General features: G+C 72.5%; 15 protein-coding genes. 4 read left to right on the plus strand and 11 right to left on the minus strand.

Annotated features, from left to right (window positions below; all coding sequences use genetic code 11):
• Window positions 1–113: 113 nt before the first annotated feature.
• The 4 genes from ACULK4_RS06075 (at window position 114) to ACULK4_RS06090 (ending at window position 5607) form a co-directional block, all read left to right on the plus strand.
• Window positions 114–1064, plus strand: a complete 951-nt coding sequence (locus tag ACULK4_RS06075; protein WP_445965236.1) for a glycosyltransferase — start codon at window positions 114–116, stop codon at window positions 1062–1064.
• Window positions 1061–1900, plus strand: a complete 840-nt coding sequence (locus tag ACULK4_RS06080) for a glycosyltransferase (RefSeq protein WP_445965237.1) — start codon at window positions 1061–1063, stop codon at window positions 1898–1900. The genes ACULK4_RS06075 and ACULK4_RS06080 overlap by 4 nt, the downstream gene beginning before the upstream one ends.
• A gap of 145 nt (window positions 1901–2045) precedes the next feature.
• Entirely contained in the window at window positions 2046–4400 is a 2355-nt protein-coding gene (locus ACULK4_RS06085) for an FG-GAP-like repeat-containing protein (RefSeq protein WP_445965238.1), read from the plus strand.
• Window positions 4401–4461: 61 nt separating this feature from the next.
• Window positions 4462–5607, plus strand: coding sequence for a glycosyltransferase (locus ACULK4_RS06090; RefSeq protein ID WP_445965239.1), 1146 nt, complete (start codon window positions 4462–4464; stop codon window positions 5605–5607).
• Between the two features lie 34 nt (window positions 5608–5641).
• On the opposite strand, the gene ACULK4_RS06095 is transcribed toward ACULK4_RS06090, so the two are convergent.
• The 11 genes from ACULK4_RS06095 to ACULK4_RS06145 form a co-directional block, all read right to left on the minus strand.
• Window positions 5642–6523, minus strand: a complete 882-nt coding sequence (locus ACULK4_RS06095) for a glycosyltransferase family protein (protein ID WP_501043363.1) — start codon at window positions 6521–6523, stop codon at window positions 5642–5644.
• Between the two features lie 109 nt (window positions 6524–6632).
• Complete coding sequence (locus ACULK4_RS06100) at window positions 6633–7925, minus strand: nucleotide sugar dehydrogenase (protein WP_445965241.1); 1293 nt, start codon at window positions 7923–7925, stop codon at window positions 6633–6635.
• A 35-nt stretch (window positions 7926–7960) separates the two neighbouring features.
• Window positions 7961–9961 carry a DUF6541 family protein gene (locus ACULK4_RS06105; protein WP_445965242.1) on the minus strand — a complete coding sequence of 667 codons (2001 nt, stop codon included), beginning with the start codon at window positions 9959–9961 and terminating at the stop codon, window positions 7961–7963.
• Between the two features lie 19 nt (window positions 9962–9980).
• A complete protein-coding gene (gene glf, locus ACULK4_RS06110; protein WP_445965243.1) occupies window positions 9981–11168 on the minus strand; it encodes a UDP-galactopyranose mutase in 1188 nt (395 codons plus the stop codon).
• Between the two features lie 73 nt (window positions 11169–11241).
• Window positions 11242–12348 carry a glycosyltransferase family 4 protein gene (locus ACULK4_RS06115; protein ID WP_445965244.1) on the minus strand — a complete coding sequence of 369 codons (1107 nt, stop codon included), beginning with the start codon at window positions 12346–12348 and terminating at the stop codon, window positions 11242–11244.
• A complete protein-coding gene (locus ACULK4_RS06120; protein WP_445965245.1) occupies window positions 12345–13520 on the minus strand; it encodes a glycosyltransferase family 4 protein in 1176 nt (391 codons plus the stop codon). The genes ACULK4_RS06115 and ACULK4_RS06120 overlap by 4 nt, the downstream gene beginning before the upstream one ends.
• Before the next feature lie 3 nt (window positions 13521–13523).
• Window positions 13524–14519 carry a Gfo/Idh/MocA family protein gene (locus ACULK4_RS06125; RefSeq protein WP_445965246.1) on the minus strand — a complete coding sequence of 332 codons (996 nt, stop codon included), beginning with the start codon at window positions 14517–14519 and terminating at the stop codon, window positions 13524–13526.
• Window positions 14519–15607 carry a DegT/DnrJ/EryC1/StrS family aminotransferase gene (locus ACULK4_RS06130; protein WP_445965247.1) on the minus strand — a complete coding sequence of 363 codons (1089 nt, stop codon included), beginning with the start codon at window positions 15605–15607 and terminating at the stop codon, window positions 14519–14521. Before ACULK4_RS06130 ends, ACULK4_RS06125 begins: the two co-directional genes overlap by 1 nt.
• The gene (locus ACULK4_RS06135; RefSeq protein WP_445965248.1) at window positions 15604–16194 is read right to left on the minus strand and encodes an acyltransferase; all 591 of its coding nucleotides are present in this window, start codon (window positions 16192–16194) and stop codon (window positions 15604–15606) included. The genes ACULK4_RS06130 and ACULK4_RS06135 overlap by 4 nt, the downstream gene beginning before the upstream one ends.
• A 55-nt stretch (window positions 16195–16249) precedes the next feature.
• The gene (locus ACULK4_RS06140; protein ID WP_445965249.1) at window positions 16250–16636 is read right to left on the minus strand and encodes a DUF2304 domain-containing protein; all 387 of its coding nucleotides are present in this window, start codon (window positions 16634–16636) and stop codon (window positions 16250–16252) included.
• Window positions 16633–17370 (minus strand): glycosyltransferase family 2 protein, encoded by a 738-nt coding sequence (locus ACULK4_RS06145; protein WP_445965250.1) that lies wholly within the window; start codon window positions 17368–17370, stop codon window positions 16633–16635. Before ACULK4_RS06145 ends, ACULK4_RS06140 begins: the two co-directional genes overlap by 4 nt.
• Between the last annotated feature and the right edge of the window lie 6 nt (window positions 17371–17376).

Below are 17376 nucleotides of genomic sequence, written 5' to 3' on the forward strand. Positions count from 1 at the left end.
CTGTAACGGGCCGACGCGGTCGTGCGCCGCCGTCGTGCCGGCACTGTGGACGGCGACGACGCCCCGGACAGGGCAAGATGGATGGGTCCCGTCCCGCCGAGATCCGAGAGCGAATGACTCCCAGCACCCCGCCAGCCCGCGTCGTCGCCGTGGTCGTCGCCTACAACCGCCGCGAGCTGCTCGCCGAGGTGCTCGCCGCGCTCGCCGCGCAGGAGACGCCCCTCGCCCGCGTGGTCGTCGTCGACAACGCCTCGACCGACGGCTCGTCCGACGTCGCAGGGGCCGCCGGCGAGCTCGTCGACCTCGTCGAGCTCCCGCGCAACACCGGCGGCGCGGGCGGGTTCGCCGCGGGGATGGCGGTCGCGCTCGCCGACCACCGGCCCGACTGGATCTGGCTCATGGACGACGACACCGTGCCCGCCCCGGGCGCCCTCGGCGCGCTCCTCGGTGCGACGGCCGGCACGGACGCGGTCGTGGCGGGCTCGCGCGTCGAATGGTTCGACGGGACCGAGCACCCGATGAACACGCCGCGGGCGAAGCCCTTCGCGACCCGCTCCGAGCGCGATGCGGCCGCACGCCGCGGCGCCGTGCCCATCCGGAGCACGTCGTTCGTCTCGATGCTCGTCCGCGCCGACATCGTGCGCGCCATCGGCCTGCCCATCGCCGACTACTTCATCTGGAACGACGACTTCGAGTACTCGACGCGGGCGTTGCGCGGTCGCCGCGGCATGCACGTACCGGCATCCGTCGTCGTGCACAAGACGCGCGTGCTCGGGTCGACGGATGCCGACCCCGGAGCGCGTTTCTACTACGAGGTCCGCAACAAGCTGTGGATGTTCCGCCGGTCGCGCGGCCTCGCGCCGTGGGAGAAGGTCCTGTACGGCGGCTCGAGCGCGCTGCGATGGCTGCGCACGGTGCTGCGGTCGAACGACCGGGCCGTGCTCGCCGACGGCTGGCGGCGGGGATGGCGCGACGGCATCCGCTACCGCCCCCGGCCCAACGCCGACTCGCTCGCGGGCCTCGGCCGGGCCTCCGACGCGGTGGCGGCGGTGGAGCCGGCGTGAGCGAGCCGTTCAGCCTGCTGATGGCGGTGTACCGCGGCGACCATCCCGTGCACTTCGCCAAGGCGTTCGCCTCGAGCGTCGAGGCGCAGACCCGGCGTCCCGCGCAGGTCGTGCTCGTGCAGGACGGCCCCGTGTCGCCCGGACTCGAGGGAGCGATCGAGACCGCGATCGCCCAGTCGCCCGTGCCCGTACTGCACCATCGGATCACCGACAACGTCGGGCTCGCCCGTGCGCTCGACGAGGGCCTCTCGCGCTGCGACCACGACATCGTCGCGCGAATGGACGCGGACGACATCTCGCTGCCCGAGCGCTTCGCCGCGCAGGTCCCGCTCATCGAGGGCGGGCTCGACCTCGTCGGCACGGGCATGCTCGAGTTCCTCGACGACGACGGCTCGATCGTCGGCCGGCGCGTGCCGCGCACGGCGCAGGGCGAGATCGAGCGATTCGCCAGGTTCCACGACCCGTTCAGCCATCCGACCGTGGTGTACCGTCGGTCGGCCGTCGAGCGCGCCGGCGGGTACCAGCCGCTCGGACTCATGGAGGACTACTGGCTCTTCGCGCGGATGATCCACGCGGGCGCCCGAGTCGGGAACGTCGCCGAGCCGCTCGTGATGTACCGCGTCGGGGCGGGCGCGTACGCCCGGCGCGGCGGCCGGGCGCAGTGGAGCAGCGAGATGCGACTGCAGCGCGCGCTGCGCCGGATCGGGTTCACCTCGCGCTTCGAGTACCTGCGCAACGTGGTCGTCCGGGGCACGTACCGCTTCGTCCCGGAGCCGGTGCGGCGCCGCGCCTACCGGAAGCTCATCGCACGCGGGTCGAGCGCCGACCACGCCTGAGCGGATCGATCGGGCGGCCGGACCGCCCGATCCGGCACGGTGACCGCGATGCGACGCGCCGAGCGCGGTTGCCCTGATCGGACCCGGGGTCGCCCATACCATGGGGCCCGTGTCCCCGCGCGCGGGGGCGGGTCGGGGGAATGGCATGGCGTCGATTCGGGCGATGTTGGCGGCGGCGGCGGCGGTGGTCGCGCTCGTCGCGGGTGCCGTCACGGCCGACCTCGCGGCGCCCGCGCGGAGCGCGGCGGCGGCCGATCCCAAGGACTTCAACGCCGGCATGATCATCAGCGACCAGGTGTTCTACGACAGCTCGACGATGACCGTGGCCCAGATCCAGAGCTTCCTCAACGCGCGCGTTCCCACCTGCGCGACCGGGTACGTGTGCCTCAAGGACTACTCGCAGGCGACGACGAGCCAGCCCGCGCGGAGCGAGGGCTGTTCTCCGTACGCCGGCCAGTCCGATGAGTCCGCGGCGCTCATCATCTACAAGGTCGCGCGAGCCTGCGGCATCAACCCGCGTTCGCTCATCGTCCTCCTCGAGAAGGAACAGGGCATCGTCACGGATGCCACGCCGTCGTCGCGACAGTACCGGTCGGCGACCGGCTACGGCTGTCCGGACACGGCGGACTGCGACACCACCTACTACGGCTTCTTCAACCAGGTGTACAACGCGGCCTGGCAGTTCCGGAAGTACCGCGCGAACCCGGGCATCCGCGCCTACCAGGCCGGTCGGTACAACACGATCCTGTGGCATCCGAACACCGCCTGCGGTTCGTCGCAGGTGTACATCCAGAACCAGGCGACCGCCGGTCTCTACATCTACACGCCCTACCGGCCCAACGCCGCCGCGCTCGCGAACCTCTACGGCACCGGCGACTCGTGCTCGAGCTACGGCAACCGGAACTTCTGGCGGATCTTCACCGACTGGTTCGGCTCGACGAGCGCACCGGCCGCACCGGCTCCGGTCGCGGTGCCGACCGGAGAGATCCCCCTCGTCTACGCGATCGACGCCGCGGGCGGCTTCTTCCTCTACCCGGGCACGGGCTCGGGCGGATGGCGGACGCCGTTGAAGACCGGCACCAACTGGGGCGCACTGCGGTTCGTGACCGGCGCAGGGGATCTGACCGGCGACGGGAATCGGGACGTCGTCGCGGTCGGCCCGGACGGTGAGCTGTGGATCTACCCGACCGATGCGTTCGGCAGGTTCGGCACGCGGATCGAAGCGGGCAGCGGCTTCGGCGGCGTCACCGCGCTGATCGCCGCGGGGGACTTCAACGGCGACGGGACCCAGGACCTCTTCACGCGGACCGCAGCCGGCGAGCTGATGCTGCATGCGAGCAACGGTGCCGGGGCGTTCGCGCCGTCCAGGCGCGTGGGCACCGGATGGGGCGGCATGACCGCACTCGTCGGCGCCATCGACTTCAACGGCGACGGACGCGCGGACGTGCTCGCGCGGGACGCCGGCGGAGGACTGCGACTGTACGCGGGCGACGGTCGTGCCGGCTGGGCCTCGGCGCGGCTCGTCGGCAGCGGATGGAACGCACTCGACCCGATCCTCTCGCCCGGCGACTTCGACGGTGACGGCGCGCACGACGTGCTGGCGCGAGATGCCAGCGGGTCGCTCCGGCTCTACCCGGGGAACGGTTCGGGCGGGTTCCGCGCGTCCAGGGTCGTCGGCAGCGGATGGGGCGGCATGACCGTGATCGCGGGGCCGGGAGCGACCTCGGAGGCGCCGATCCCGCTCACGACCGGAATGGGGGACCTCACCGGGGACGGCTCGCGTGACGTGCTCGCCCAGGACTCGGTCGGCGGCACCTGGATCTACCCGGGGAGCGGTTCGGGCGGATGGGCGGCACGGCGTTCCGTGACCGGCGATTGGGCCGGGCTCGACCCCGTGTTCGGAGCCGGAGACCTCGACGGCGACGGCCTCCGGGATGTGCTCGCCCGCGACACCGCCGGGCAGCTGTGGCGGTATCCGAGCGACGGCGACGGCGGCTTCGGCCCGCGCGTGAAGGTGGGCGACGGCTGGAACCAGTTCACGGCGATCTTCAACGCGGGCGACGTCGACGGCGACCGGAGATGGGACCTGGTCGCGCGGAACGCCGAGGGCGCGATCCTGCTCTACCGCGGCGACGGCGCCGGCAGCTTCTCGTCACCGACGGCCGTCGGCTCGGGATGGCAGTCCACGCTCCGCGTGTTCAGCCCCGGCGACTTCACGGGCGACGGACGACCCGACCTGCTCGCGATCGCATCGACGGGCGAGATGCGGCTCTATCCCGGCACCGGCACCGGATACGGCACGCCGAGGGTCATCGGCAGGGGCTGGGGCGGCTTCACGTGGGTGGGCAGCCCGGGCGACTTCGACGGCGACCTGGAGCCGGACGTCCTCGCACGCAGTGCCGACGGCGTGCTGCGCCTCTACCCCGGCGACGGCACGGGCGGGTGGCTCGCCGCTCGGCAGGTGGGCAGCGGCTGGCAGGGGATGGAGTTCATCGGCTGAGCGGCGCCCGCGGCTGCCACGGCCGTCGGTCCGTCGGATGGCGCGCCGATAGACTCGGCGTGTGTCGCGCCCCCGCATCCTCTGCATCTCCTTCTCGAACCTGCGGGCGGACTCCCGCGTCCTGCGGCAGCTGAAGGTGCTCGAGCGCCACGGCGACGTCACGACGCTCTCGTATGGTCCGGCGCCCGACGGGGTCGCCGAGCACCTCGAGATCGACCACGCACTTCCCTCGCTCCCGCAGACGCCGTCGGGCGTGATGAAGCTCGCCGTCCGCGCCTACCGGTCCGTCGAGTTCGATGCGCCCGCGGTGCGCGCCGCGCTCGCCGCGATCGGCGACCGCCGATTCGACCTCGTGGTGGCGAACGAGGCGCGGGCACTCCCGCTCGCCCACCGGGTGGCGCACGGTGCGCCGGTCTGGGGCGACATGCACGAGTGGGCGCCGGAGGAGCGCACCCACGTCCTCTCGTGGCGCCTGCTGGTCGCCCCGTTCATGACCTGGGTGTGTCGCGAGTACCTGCCGCGCACGCACGCCGTGACCACCATCAACGACTCGATCGCCGAGCTCTACCGCACGAGCTTCGGGGTGTCCTGCGACGTGGTCCGCAACTCGACCGATCGTCGCGACCTGGCGCCGTCACCGATGCAGCCCGGCCGGATCCGGCTCGTGCACTCCGGCGGTGCGGTGCCGGGTCGCAGCATCGAGACGCTCATCGATGCGACCAAGCGGCTCGACGATCGGTTCACCCTCGACCTGTACCTCGTCGGCGCCCGCGGGGCGGACGCCTACCTCCGGTCACTCGTCGAGCGGGCCGCGGACTGCGACCGCGTGTCCGTGCACGATCCGGTGACGCCGGCGGAGCTGCCACGCGTCCTGAACGCGTACGACGTCGGGGTGTTCGTGCTTCCCCCGCGGACGATGAACCACCGATTGATGCTCCCGAACAAGTTCTTCGACATGGTGCAGGCGCGCCTCGCCCTGGTCTTCAGCACGGCCGAGGAGACGGATGCCCTGATCGCGAGGTGGGGCCTGGGCCTCGTCTCGCCCGGGTACGGGGTCGACGAGCTCGTGGCCACGCTCGAGCAGCTCGATGCGGCGTCGGTCGAGCGGTTCAAGCGCAATGCGCACGCGGCGGCAGACGTCCTCAACTCGGCGACCGACGAACAGGTCGAGGACGACCTCATCCGATCGCTCCTGTCCTCCCGCTGAGCGACCGGGCCGGCACCGGGCGCCGCACCGGCGGTCAGCGCACGAGCGTCGGGTAGAGCCCCGCGAGCCGCCGGTATCCCAGCTCGGCGTCGTGGGTCCGCGCGATCCACCGCGGCCCCTCCGCTTCGGTCCCCTGGTCGAGGCGGTCGAGCGCGGCATCCGCCACCGCCGTCGGGTTCCCGAACGCCGCTGCGCCGCCGCCCACGGGGGGCGCGTCCGGGTAGTGGCCCGGGGCGAGGGCGACGGCGACGGGGACGCCGATGGCGATGGCCTCGAGCTCGCTCGATGAGAGGATCCCGGCGCTCTGGCCCACCACCACGGCCGACTCGGCCATGTAGGCGAGGTAGTCGGCGTGGCTCATCCGCGGGACGAGGTGCACTCCCGCCCGCCGAGCCTCCTCGGCGCCCGGACCCCATTCCAGTCCGGTCACCTCGACGTCGTCGGGGAGCCGGTCGACGAGCCGGCGCGCGATCGCGAGCTGGTGATCCAGCCCCTTCACGTCCTCCCAGCGGGAGCAGAAGAACACCCGCCGCGACGGAGTCCCGGAGCGCCCGGGAAGGGCATCCGGGTCGATCGGGACGGGGAAGTAGATCGCGTCGGAACGGTGGGGGAGCACGTGCTCGGCGAGGTCCGGCGTCGAGTAGAGCACGGCGGCGGCGTGCTCGAGCCCCCACCGGATGCTGCGAGCCCACGCCGCCTCGTACTGCAGGGTGCGGATGTCGGTGCCGTGGAGATGCAGCACGAACCGCTTCGGCACGAATCGCGTGTGCTTGAGCATCGCGCCGGAATGCACGTGCAGCAGGTCGACGCGGGCCGATCGCGCGGCGAGCCGGGCGAGCCATGCCGCCCCCGAGACGGCGTACCGGATGCGCCCGATCGGCCCGTGCCAGGACGGGTCGGCCACCGCGCGAGGCATGAAGGACCACGGTTCGCCGTGGAGGTGCGCGCGTGTCAGGAGCCGCTCGGCGGTGAAAGCCGCATCGTTGACATGGAGGACGCGCACCCGCCCCGGCGACTCCGCCACGTCAGGCGCGCCCGATGACGCGGTACACGACGCCGTCCCCCCACGCGTCGGGCGAGCTCACCCGGCGGCCGTCGACGAACGCGCGCAGCCCCGGCAGGTCGGTCGGCGTGAGCGACCGGTACTCCGCATGATCGGCCTGCACGATCGCCGCGTCGACCGGCTCGCCGAGGTGGTAGGGGCTGAAGCCGAAGCCGGAGAGCTCCTCGTCGGTGTACAGCGGGTCGTGCACGAGCACGTCGGCGTCCCGACGGCGCAGCGACTCGACGGTGTCGAAGACGCCCGAGAAGGCGGTCTCCTTGACACCCCCGCGGTACGCCGCTCCGAGCACGACGACACGGGCCCCCGAGAGCTGGCCGAACGCGCCCTCGAGCATGCCGACGGCGTAGTCGGGCATGTCGAGGTTCGCCTCGCGCGCGGCACGCACGACGGTCGCCTCGGGGTCGTTCCAGAGGTAGAGCCGGGGATAGACGGGGATGCAGTGGCCGCCGACGGCGATTCCCGGCTGGTGGATGTGGCTGTACGGCTGCGAGTTCGAGGCCTCGATGACCTTGTAGACGTCGATGCCGGACTTCTGGGCGAAGCGCGCGAACTGGTTCGCGAGGCCGATGTTCACGTCGCGGTAGGTCGTCTCGGCGAGCTTGGCGAGTTCGGATGCCTCGGCGGAGCCCAGGTCCCAGACGCCGTTCGGGCGCGGAAGGTCGGGCCGCTCGTCGAAGTCGAGCACGGCCTCGTAGAACTCGACCGCCCGCCGCGCGCCCTCGTCCGAGAGTCCGCCCACGAGCTTCGGGTACTTGCGGAGGTCCTCGAAGACGCGGCCGGTGAGCACCCGCTCGGGCGAGAACACGAGGTGGAAGTCGGTGCCCTCCGTGAGTCCCGACGTCTCCTCCAGCATGGGCTTCCACCGGTCGCGCGTCGTGCCGACGGGGAGGGTCGTCTCGTACGCGACGAGCGTGCCGGGCGTCAGGTGGCCGCCGAGCGACCGGGTCGCGGCATCCATCCAGCCGAAGTCGGGGCGCGCCTCGGCGTCGACGAAGAGCGGCACCACGAGTACGACCGCGTCAGCGCCCGGGATCGCCTCGGCGTAGTCGGTCGTCGCGCGCAGTCGTCCCGCGGGCACGAGCTCGGACAGCTTCTCCTGGAGGTGCGCCTCACCGGGGAACGGCTCGACGCCGGCGTTGACCAGCTCGACGGTCCGTGGATTGACGTCGACGCCGACGACGTCGTGCCCCTTCGAGGCGAACTGCACGGCCAGGGGCAGCCCGATCTTGCCCAGCGCGATGACGGCGATCTTCACGTTTGATGCTCTCTTCCTCATGTGTGCGACGGGCCTCAGCAGCCCGTCACCTGGTACAGTCTCGCGTCGCCCCGCTCGGCCAGCAATGTCAGGGCCTCGGGGTCGCGCGGCAGGTCGGTGAGTCCGGGGTACAGCTCGGCGCGCGCGTCGCCGATGAACAGCATCCGGTCGTCGGAGTCGATGACGTGGGTGACGCCGAGTTGCCGGGCGGCCTCGCAGGCGGCCGGGTCGGCGTCGGCGAGGCCTTCCGCGACGGTCCGGTGCGCCTCGGTGTAGCGTCCGCCGACGTGCGGGAAGAGCACGGTGCGACCCGTGAACGCGTAGGCCAGGGCGCTGCCGTTCCAGGGGTTCTGCGCGATGACGCCGTCCTCCGGCACGAGTTCGGCGACGTCGTCGAACAGGGCCAGCTCGTCGGGATTCACCGAGGGGCTGCGATCGTCGAGCCGATAGGCGTGGGCGAGGTCGCGGTCCATGCTCGGGATGGCGCCGAACTGGGTGCCGACGACGGCGATCGCGGCCACGAGCGAGAGCACGGTGGCCCGCAGCGCCGGCGCCGGCTCGGCTCCCCGCCGGCGCGCCGAGCGATCGAGTGCGACGCCGACCCACTCGAGGGCCAGGACGAGGCCGATCACCGCGAGCGGAACCGCGACGACCGGCCCGATCGCTGCGATCCGGAACGCGTCGTTGTACCAGAGACCCGTGATCGCCGTGCGCAGCGGCCCCTCGGGCCAGCCGTTCGCGAAGCCGAACATGATCGCCGCGAGCAGCCACGACGCCACCAACCAGCCGGGCGCGCGTCGCAGCGCGAGGCCGCCGACGACGCCGATGCCCACGAGCAGGGTGGCGACCCACCCGATCGTGATGTCGAGCGGCGCGTTGCGGAGGGCCTCGGCGACCGAGACGTAGAAGGGCCTGACCGACGGCCACCCGTTGTCGCCGGTCTGGAAGCGGGTCCAGATGAACGCCTCGACCGCGAACACGGCGAGTGCGGCGCCGACGATCAGCAGGCGGCGGGAGGTGCGGGTCGCTTCGCGGACGGCGCGAACCGCCCACGCGACGATGAGCGGCGCGCTCAGGACGAAGATCGAGAAGAGGGCGTTCGGGTGTGCGAGGGTCGCGGCAGCCGTGGCCGTGGCCGCGGCCACCGCCCAGCCGAGCGGGCCGACCGCGGCGTCGAGGCGGACCGGCGGCGAGACCTCGACCGCGACTCGGCGGGTGAGGCCGTCGAGCCGCCGAGCGCCGCCGCGGAGCAGTCCCGCCAGGGAGCCGAGCGCGATCGGCACGAGGGCGATCCCGAGCGAGTTGGGGTAGAGCACGCCGTACCACACGAGCAGGTACGGAAAGGCGGCGAAGCCCGCGCTCAGGGCTCCGGCGAGGGCGAGCGCGATCGGCCGAGGCCCGAAGAGCATGCGGACGAGGAACACGCAGGCAGCGGGCCAGACGACGGCGGCGACGACCAGTGCGAGGGCGTTGGCGGTGACGACCGGGGTGGCGCCGGTGGCCTGCACGGTGAGCGCCGCGAAGGCGTGCCAGGTCGTCGGGTAGAAGTTCGACGAGGCGCCCGGCGTCGTCATCGTCATGTGCAGCGGCGAGGCGTCGCCGCCGTCGACGATCCAGCGCACCGCGTTCAGGTGGAAGAGGCCGTCATAGGTCTGCGACGGGTTGCGCGGTGAGAACATGCCCGGAAGCAGGGTCGCCAGGATCAGCGCCCCGCCCGCTGCGACGCCTCCGGCGGTCGGAAGCAGTTCCGACCAGCGGCCGGCGTCCGGGGAGTCCCGCCGGCGTGTCCACCGCCGGATGCCCCACGCGAGGAGCGCGGCCACGACGGCGACCGCGCCGACGGGCAGCAGGCTCCAATCGAGTCCCACGAGGGGCGCGAGGATCGAGGCGACACCGACGATGCCGACGGATGCCGCGACGGCGACACCTGCGAACGCGGCTCCGCGCAGGCCGAGCAGGATCGCGAAGGGCGCGCCGGGGACCACGAGCAGGACGATCGCGACGGCGATCGCCGGCAGTGCCTCGAACCAGCTCATGTGTGCGCGGGAGTCCCGGTCACGCCTCGCCGTCGCCGGATTCGAACGGCGCGGAGCCCTCGAGGAACGGCCGAAGGCGGTTGTCGAACATGGTGAGGGCGGAGCCGATGGCCATGTGCATGTCGAGGTACTTGTAGGTGCCGAGGCGGCCGCCGAAGAGCACGTCGCGCTCCTGCTTCGCGAGCGTGCGGTACTTCAGCAGCCGCGCGCGGTCGTCGGCGGTGTTGACGGGGTAGTACGGCTCGTCGCCCTGCTCGGCGAAGCGCGAGTACTCGCGCAGGATGACCGTGCGGTCGGTCGGGTAGTCGCGCTCGGGGTGGAAGTGGCGGAACTCGTGGATGCGCGTGTAGGGCACGTCGGCGTCGGCGTAGTTCATGACGCTCGTGCCCTGGAAGTCGCCCGTCGGCAGGACCTCCTCTTCGAAGTCGAGCGTGCGCCACTGGAGCGCGCCCTCGGCGTAGTCGAAGTAGCGGTCGACGGGTCCCGTGTAGACGACCGGGACCTGCCCGACGGTGTTCCCCTTCGAGAACGGCTGCGACTCGTCGAAGAAGTCGGTGTCGAGCCGGACCTCGATGTTCGGGTGGTCGGCCATGCGCTCGAGCCAGGCGGTGTAGCCGTCGGTCGGCAGGCCCTCGTACGTGTCGTTGAAGTACCGGTTGTCGTACGTGTACCGCACGGGCAGGCGAGAGATGACCTCGGCGGGAAGCTCGCTCGGCTCGGTCTGCCACTGCTTCGCGGTGTAGTGCTTGATGAACGCCTCGTACAGCGGGCGGCCGATGAGCTGGATGCCCTTGTCGTTGAGGTTCTGCGGGTCGGTGCCCGCGAGCTCGCCCGCCTGCTCGCGGATCAGCTCGCGCGCGGCATCCGGCCCGTGCGCGGAGCGGAAGAACTGGTTGATCGTGCCGAGGTTGATCGGCATCGGGAAGACCTCGCCCTGGTGCTGCGTGTACACGCGGTGCACGTAGTCGGTGAAGGTCGTGAACCGGTTGACGTACTCCCAGACGCGCTCGTTCGAGGTGTGGAAGAGGTGCGCGCCGTACCGGTGCACCTCGATGCCCGTCTGCGCCTCGTTCTCGCTGTAGGCGTTGCCGCCGATGTGGGGGCGGCGATCGATGACGGTGACGTGGAGGCCGAGGTCTCGGGCGGCGTGTTCGGCGATCGTGAGGCCGAAGAAGCCGGATCCGACGACGAGCAGGTCAGTGTTCACGGGGTGGGGGTTCCTCTCGGGACGACGTTCAAGCGTATCCGACCGTCGCTGTGCGGTACGTGGGCGCGTCGGCTCATCCGCGGCCTGCACGGGCCGCCTCGAACGCGCGATCGTAGGCTGCGAGACGCTGCACGTCGTCGAAGCGCTCGCCGAGCGTCCGCGCGACCTGCTCGGCCGACAGGTTCGCCGTGCGCTCGAGCACTCGGGCGACGGCGTCGGCGTACGCGTCCGGGTCGTCGCCCGCCACGAGCTCGCCCGCGGCGGGGTCGACGAACTCCGCCTGGCCGCCCTCGGCGCCGACCACGACGGGCCGGCCGTGCGCGATCGCCTCGGCGATCGCCACGCCGAAGGTCTCGCCGGCCGTCGGCAGCAGGAAGAGGTCGGCGTCGGCCAGGAACCCGCTCACCTCGGACGGCTGCCGGGCGCCGACCAGGCGGACGACGTCGCCGAGTCCGAGCGCGGCGATCGCCGACTCCGCGTCGGCACGCAGGGGACCGTCGCCGACCCAGGTCAGGTCCGCGTCGAAGCCGGCCTCCCGGAGCCGCGCCACCGCGGCGATGGCGATGAGCGGGCGCTTCACGGGTACGAGGCCGCCGACCGAGACGAGGCGGACCGCGTCGCCGTGTCGCGCGGGGCGCATCGGCGGCGGAACGGGCGCGTCGACCGCGTTCGGCACGACCGACACGGGCCCGCGCCGGCCGAGGCGCCGCACGGCACTCGCAAGGTGCTCGCTGACGGCCACGACGACGGCCGGGCGCGAGAGGAGCAGGCGACGGATGGCGCGCCGCGCCGCCCCGCGAAGGCCGGTGCCGACCGCTGCCGTGACGGCCGACGAGTGCTCGGTGTGGACCCAGCCCCGGCGGCGCGGGCCGAGGGCGAGCACCATCGGCCAGAGCGAGGTCGCGGCGTGCGAGTTCACCGCGTCGACGTCGCGAGCGAGCGAGCGGATGCGGCGCGCGGCGCGCCACCAGTCGGCCGGTACGGCGGGCCGCATGGGGATGCGCTCGACCCTGAGCCCGCCGACCGACCCGCGCACGTCGTCGTCGTGCTCGGGCGACACGAGGTGGGCGACCACGATCTCGTGCCCCCGGCGCAGCATCCGCACGTCCCGCGCCACGAACGCCCCGGCGTAGGGATTGCGCCGGTTCGGGTACCACGGCGTGACGACCAGGATCCTCACGGTCCGGCCGCCTCCAGGACGGCATCGGCCGCGGCGGAGCCGACGGCGTCGAGCGAGGCATTCGACTGCACCCATGCGGAGCGACGCGTGCGGCCGGCCTCCGTCTCGCCCGAACGCCAGGCGTCGATCGCGCGGATCATGGCTTCGGCGGCGGCCTCGGGCGTGAACGCCACCGCCTCGCCGAGCCCGTTGTCGCGGACCAGGGCTGCACCGCTGCCGGTTCCGGCGAAGATGACGGGCGCGCCGCATGCGGCCGCGGCGTAGGTCTTCGTGGGACGCGCGAAGTCGTACCCGATGCCGGGGACGATGCTGACCAGGGCGGCTGCGGCGCCGCGGATCCACCCCGCCGCCTCCGCCGGCGGGACCACGCCGCCGAGCACGATCCGGTCGCCGCCCACGCGTGCCGCCTCCGCCCGGATCGCGGGCTCGGACGCGCCCTGCCCGAAGTAGCGCAGGCGCGCGTCCGGGTGCCGCTCGAGCACCGCCGGCATGGCCTTCGCGAACAGCTCGGCGCCCTGCCATTCCGACATCGTGCCGGTGTACACGAGGTACGGGCCGCCGTCGTCCTCGGCGGCGCCGTCAGCCGAGAAGAGGCCGGTGTCGACGCCGTTGCCGACCGTGGCGATCCGCTCGCGACGGGCGCCGAGCTCGACGAGCCGGTCGGTCACCTCGTCGGAGATCGAGAGCACGCTCGCCGCACGGCGCAGCACCGCACCCTCGAGCAAGCGCATGATCCGGACCACCATGGCGGGTGCGCCCATCGAGATGACGCCGTCCGTCCAGACGTCGGCGGCGTAGTACGCGAACGGCTTGCGGCGCAGGGTGCTCACGACCGACACGACGAGTCCGGTCGTGGGCGGTGCCTCGGCGACCGCGAGGTCGTATCGGGCGAACAGGAGCCGGAAGAACAGCGGGATGTCGTAGCTCAGGTACTGGACGTACCCGCGCACGTTGCCGCCGCGGTCGCGCAGCACGGGGAAGCGCGACACCTCGACCCCGGGCTCGCCGACCGGGGTCGCGGGTGCGGTCTTCGGCGGCGTCGTGGTGACCACGCGCACTCGGCACCCGCGCTGTGCGAACCCGCGTGCGAGGGCGCGCAGCCGGAACGCGCCGGCGCTCACCTCGGGCGCGAACAGGCGCGAGGCGATGAGGACCCGGGGAGCGTCCGCCATGGATCAGGCGGCCGGAAGCGACTGCGACTGGCCGGTCTGCGCCGACTCGACGACGGCCTCGGCGACGCGCAGGGTCGTGAGGCCCTCGCGCATCGTGACGGTGTTCGCCGTCTTGCCGAGGATCGCGTCGCGGAACGCCTCGTGCTCCGAGCGGAGCGGTTCGCGCTTGGCGAGTGCGAAGCGGATCATCGAGCCCTCGGAGACGCCGCGGAATGCCGCGACGGACTCCCACTCGGTCGCCTGCGTGCCGTTCTCGAAGAACGTCAGGTCGGCGCTGACGGTGTCGGCGACGAACGCGCCGCGCTCGCCGGTGACGACCGTGACCCGCTCCTTCATCGGCGAGAGCCAGTTGACGAGGTGGTTCGTGATCGCGCCGTTGGCGAGCTGCCCGGTGGCCGAGACCATGTCCTCGTGCGGGCGGCCGCTTCGGGTGGTGGTGCGGGCCGCGACGCTCGTGTAGGCGGACTGGGCGAGCCACGCCGTGAGGTCGATGTCGTGCGTGCCGAGGTCCTTCACGACGCCCACGTCGGCGATACGCGCCGGGAACGGCCCCTGGCGTCGGGTGGCGATCTGGTAGAGGTCGCCGAGCTCGCCCTCCTCGAGGCGGCGGCGGAGGTCCTGGAGGGCGGGGTTGTAGCGCTCGATGTGGCCCACGGCGCCGACGAGGCCCGCCTGCTCGAACGCGGATGCCACGCGCTCGCCCGCCGCGCTGTCGCTTGCGATGGGCTTCTCGACGAGCGTGTGCACGCCCGCGCCCGCGAGCTCGAGCGCGACGGCCTCGTGGTAGCCGGTCGGCACCGCGACCACCGCGGCGTCGATGCCCTGGTCGATGAGGGCCGCAACGGACTCGAGCACGGGCAGGCCGCCCGCGACGCCGTGCGGGTCGCCCTGCGCGTCGGCGACGGCGACGAGCCGCACGCCCTCGAGTTCGCGCGTCACGCGGACGTGGTGGCGGCCCATCATGCCGAGGCCGATGACGCCGATGCGCAACTCCGCCATCACGCACCCGCCTTCGCGAGCTCGTTCACGGCGGCGACGACGCGCTCGAGGTCGCCCTCGGACAGCGACGGGTGCACCGGAAGCGACAGCACCTCTCGCGCCGCGCGCTCGGTCTCGGGGAGGTCGATCTCGAGGCCGAACGACGGGAGCCGGTGGTTCGGGATCGGGTAGTACACGCCCGAGCCGATCCGGTACTGGTCGCGGAGCGCGGCGGCGAAGCCGTCGCGGTCGTCGGACACGCGGATCGTGTACTGGTGGTACACGTGCTCGGCGCCGGCGGCGACCGGCGGAGTGACGACGCCCTCGAGGTTCGCGTCGAGGAAGGCGGCGTTGCGGCGGCGAGCCTCGGTCCAGCCGAGCACCTTCGTCAACTGCACGCGGCCGATGGCGGCGTGGATGTTGGTCATACGGGCGTTGAAGCCGACGACCTCGTTCTCGTACTGCTTCTCCATGCCCTGGTTGCGGAGGAGCCGCAGCATCCGCTCGACGCCGGCGTCACCGGTCGAGACCATGCCGCCCTCGCCGCTGGTCATGTTCTTCGTCGGATAGAGGCTGAACATCGCGAAGCGGCCGAACGTGCCCACCCTGCGACCGTCGAGGCTGGCGCCGTGCGCCTGCGCGGCGTCCTCGTACAGGGCCAGGCCGTGCTTCGCGGCGAGCTCCTCGAACGCGGTCATGTCGGCCGGGTGCCCGTACAGGTGCACGGGCATGATGCCGACGGTGCGCTCGGTGACCTTCGCGGCGACGTCGGCCGGGTCGAGGCAGAAGTGGTTCGGCTCGATGTCGGCGAACACCGGCGTCGCGCCGGTGAGCGCGACCGAGTTGGCGGTCGCGGCGAACGTGAACGACGGCACGATGACCTCGTCGCCGGGACCCACGCCGGATGCCAGCAGGCCGAGGTGCTGGCCCGCGGTGCCGGAGTTCACGGCGACCACGGCACGCCCGTCGAGGAGCACGTCCGAGAACTCCTGCTCGAACGTGGCGACCTCGGCGCCCTGCGCCAGCATGCCGGAGGCGAGCACCGCGTCGACCGCGGCCCGCTCCTCATCGCCGATGATCGGCTTCGCGGCCGGGATGAACTCGCTCATGACTGCTCCTCCCGCAGGATCCCTGCGTCTTCGATGTAGCGTTCGCCGGTCTCGGGGCACACCCACGCGTCACCCTGCTGCTCGAGCGGCACGCCCGCTCTGCCCACCCAACGGATGCGCCGCGCGGGCACGCCCGCGACGAGCGCGAAGTCCGGCACGTCCTTCGTGACGACCGCGCCGGCGGCGACGGTGGCCCACCGGCCGATCGTCACCGGAGCGACGCACACCGCGCGCGCGCCGATCGACGCGCCGTCGCGGATGGTGACGCCGACGGGCGTCCAGTCGTGCGCGCTCTTCAGCGAGCCGTCGGGAGCCACCGCGCGCGGATAGGTGTCGTTCGTGAGCACCACCGCGGGCCCGATGAACACGCCGTGGCCGAGCTCGGCCGGCTCGTAGACGAGCGCGTAGTTCTGCAGCTTGCAGTTGTCGCCCATGACGACGCCGCTGCCGACGTACGCACCGCGACCGACGATGCAGTTCTCGCCGAGGCGGGCGCCCTCGCGGACCTGGGCGAGGTGCCAGACCTTGCTGCCCTCGCCGATGACGGCGTCGTCGGAGACGTCCGCGCTCGCAGCGATCGTAGTCACGAAGGTGTCCTTTCCGGCCGTGCCCGCTCAGGCGCGCGGAGCACCGGCAGTTCAGTCAGTCGGGGGAGTCGCTCGCGGCGCCGTCGGCGCGGGACGCCGACTCGAGGCGCTCCAACCTTACCTGCTGCAGCGCCACCTCCTCGGCGAGGGTCCTGGTCCGGTCCTCGAGGTCGGTGAGCTCTCCGGCGTGCTGCAGGCTCACGAGGAACAGGATCACGATGCTCACGAAGAACACGAGGTTCGACGGCACCTCGACGCCGAGGACCTCGGCCGCCCACGTCAACGTCGACGGGAAGATGCCGACCACGAGCGCCGCCATGGCGGCCACGAACCACCACACGGCGTGCCGCTCGCGCAGGCGACGGCGGCGCAGGAGCTCGATGACCGCGAGGACGGCGATCAGGGCGGCTGCGACGCCGAGCAGGTAGGTCCCGGTGCTCACCGGCTGCCTCCCGTCTCGGGGATCACGACGCGGGGGCGGAGGAGGGCGAAGCCGAGTGCGACGAAGGCGCGGATGAGGTACACGGCGGCCTTGAGCGGGCGATGCGACGGGTTGCCGGCCTGACGCGGACGCATCACGGCGGGAAGCTGCCGGATGCGCAGGCCCGCACGCGCCGCGATGACGAGCGCCTCGACGGTGTCGCCGAGGTACTCGGCGGGGTAGTGCTCGGCGAAGAGCGCGACGGCGCGCGGACCGTTCGCCTTGTAGCCGCTCGTCGTGTCGGTGAGCTTCGTGCGACTGATGCGACCGATCACGCCGGAGAGCAGCCGCATGGCCCATCGACGAGGACCGGTCGCCCGGTAGTCGCCCCTGCCCGCGAAACGTGCGCCGATGACGATGTCGGCCTCGTCGAGCGCCGCGACGAGGGCGGGGACCTCGGCGGGGTCGTGCTGCCCGTCGGCGTCGAGTTGCACCACGTTGCGGAAGCCCTCGTTCCGTGCGTACTTGAAGCCCGCCCGCATCGCCCCGCCGACACCGAGGTTGTAGGGGAGTGCCAGCACGGTCGCGCCTCCGGCGCGGGCGCGCGCCGCCGTGCCGTCCGTGGATCCGTCGTCGACGACGAGGCACGGCACGCCTGGCATGACCCGCTGGATCTCCTCCAGGACGCGTCCGACCGAGGCCTCCTCGTTGAACGCGGGCAGCACGATGAGCGTGCCCTCGGGCCTCGGAAGCATGCGGGG

The sequence above is a fragment of the Agromyces selenitireducens genome (assembly GCF_052748465.2).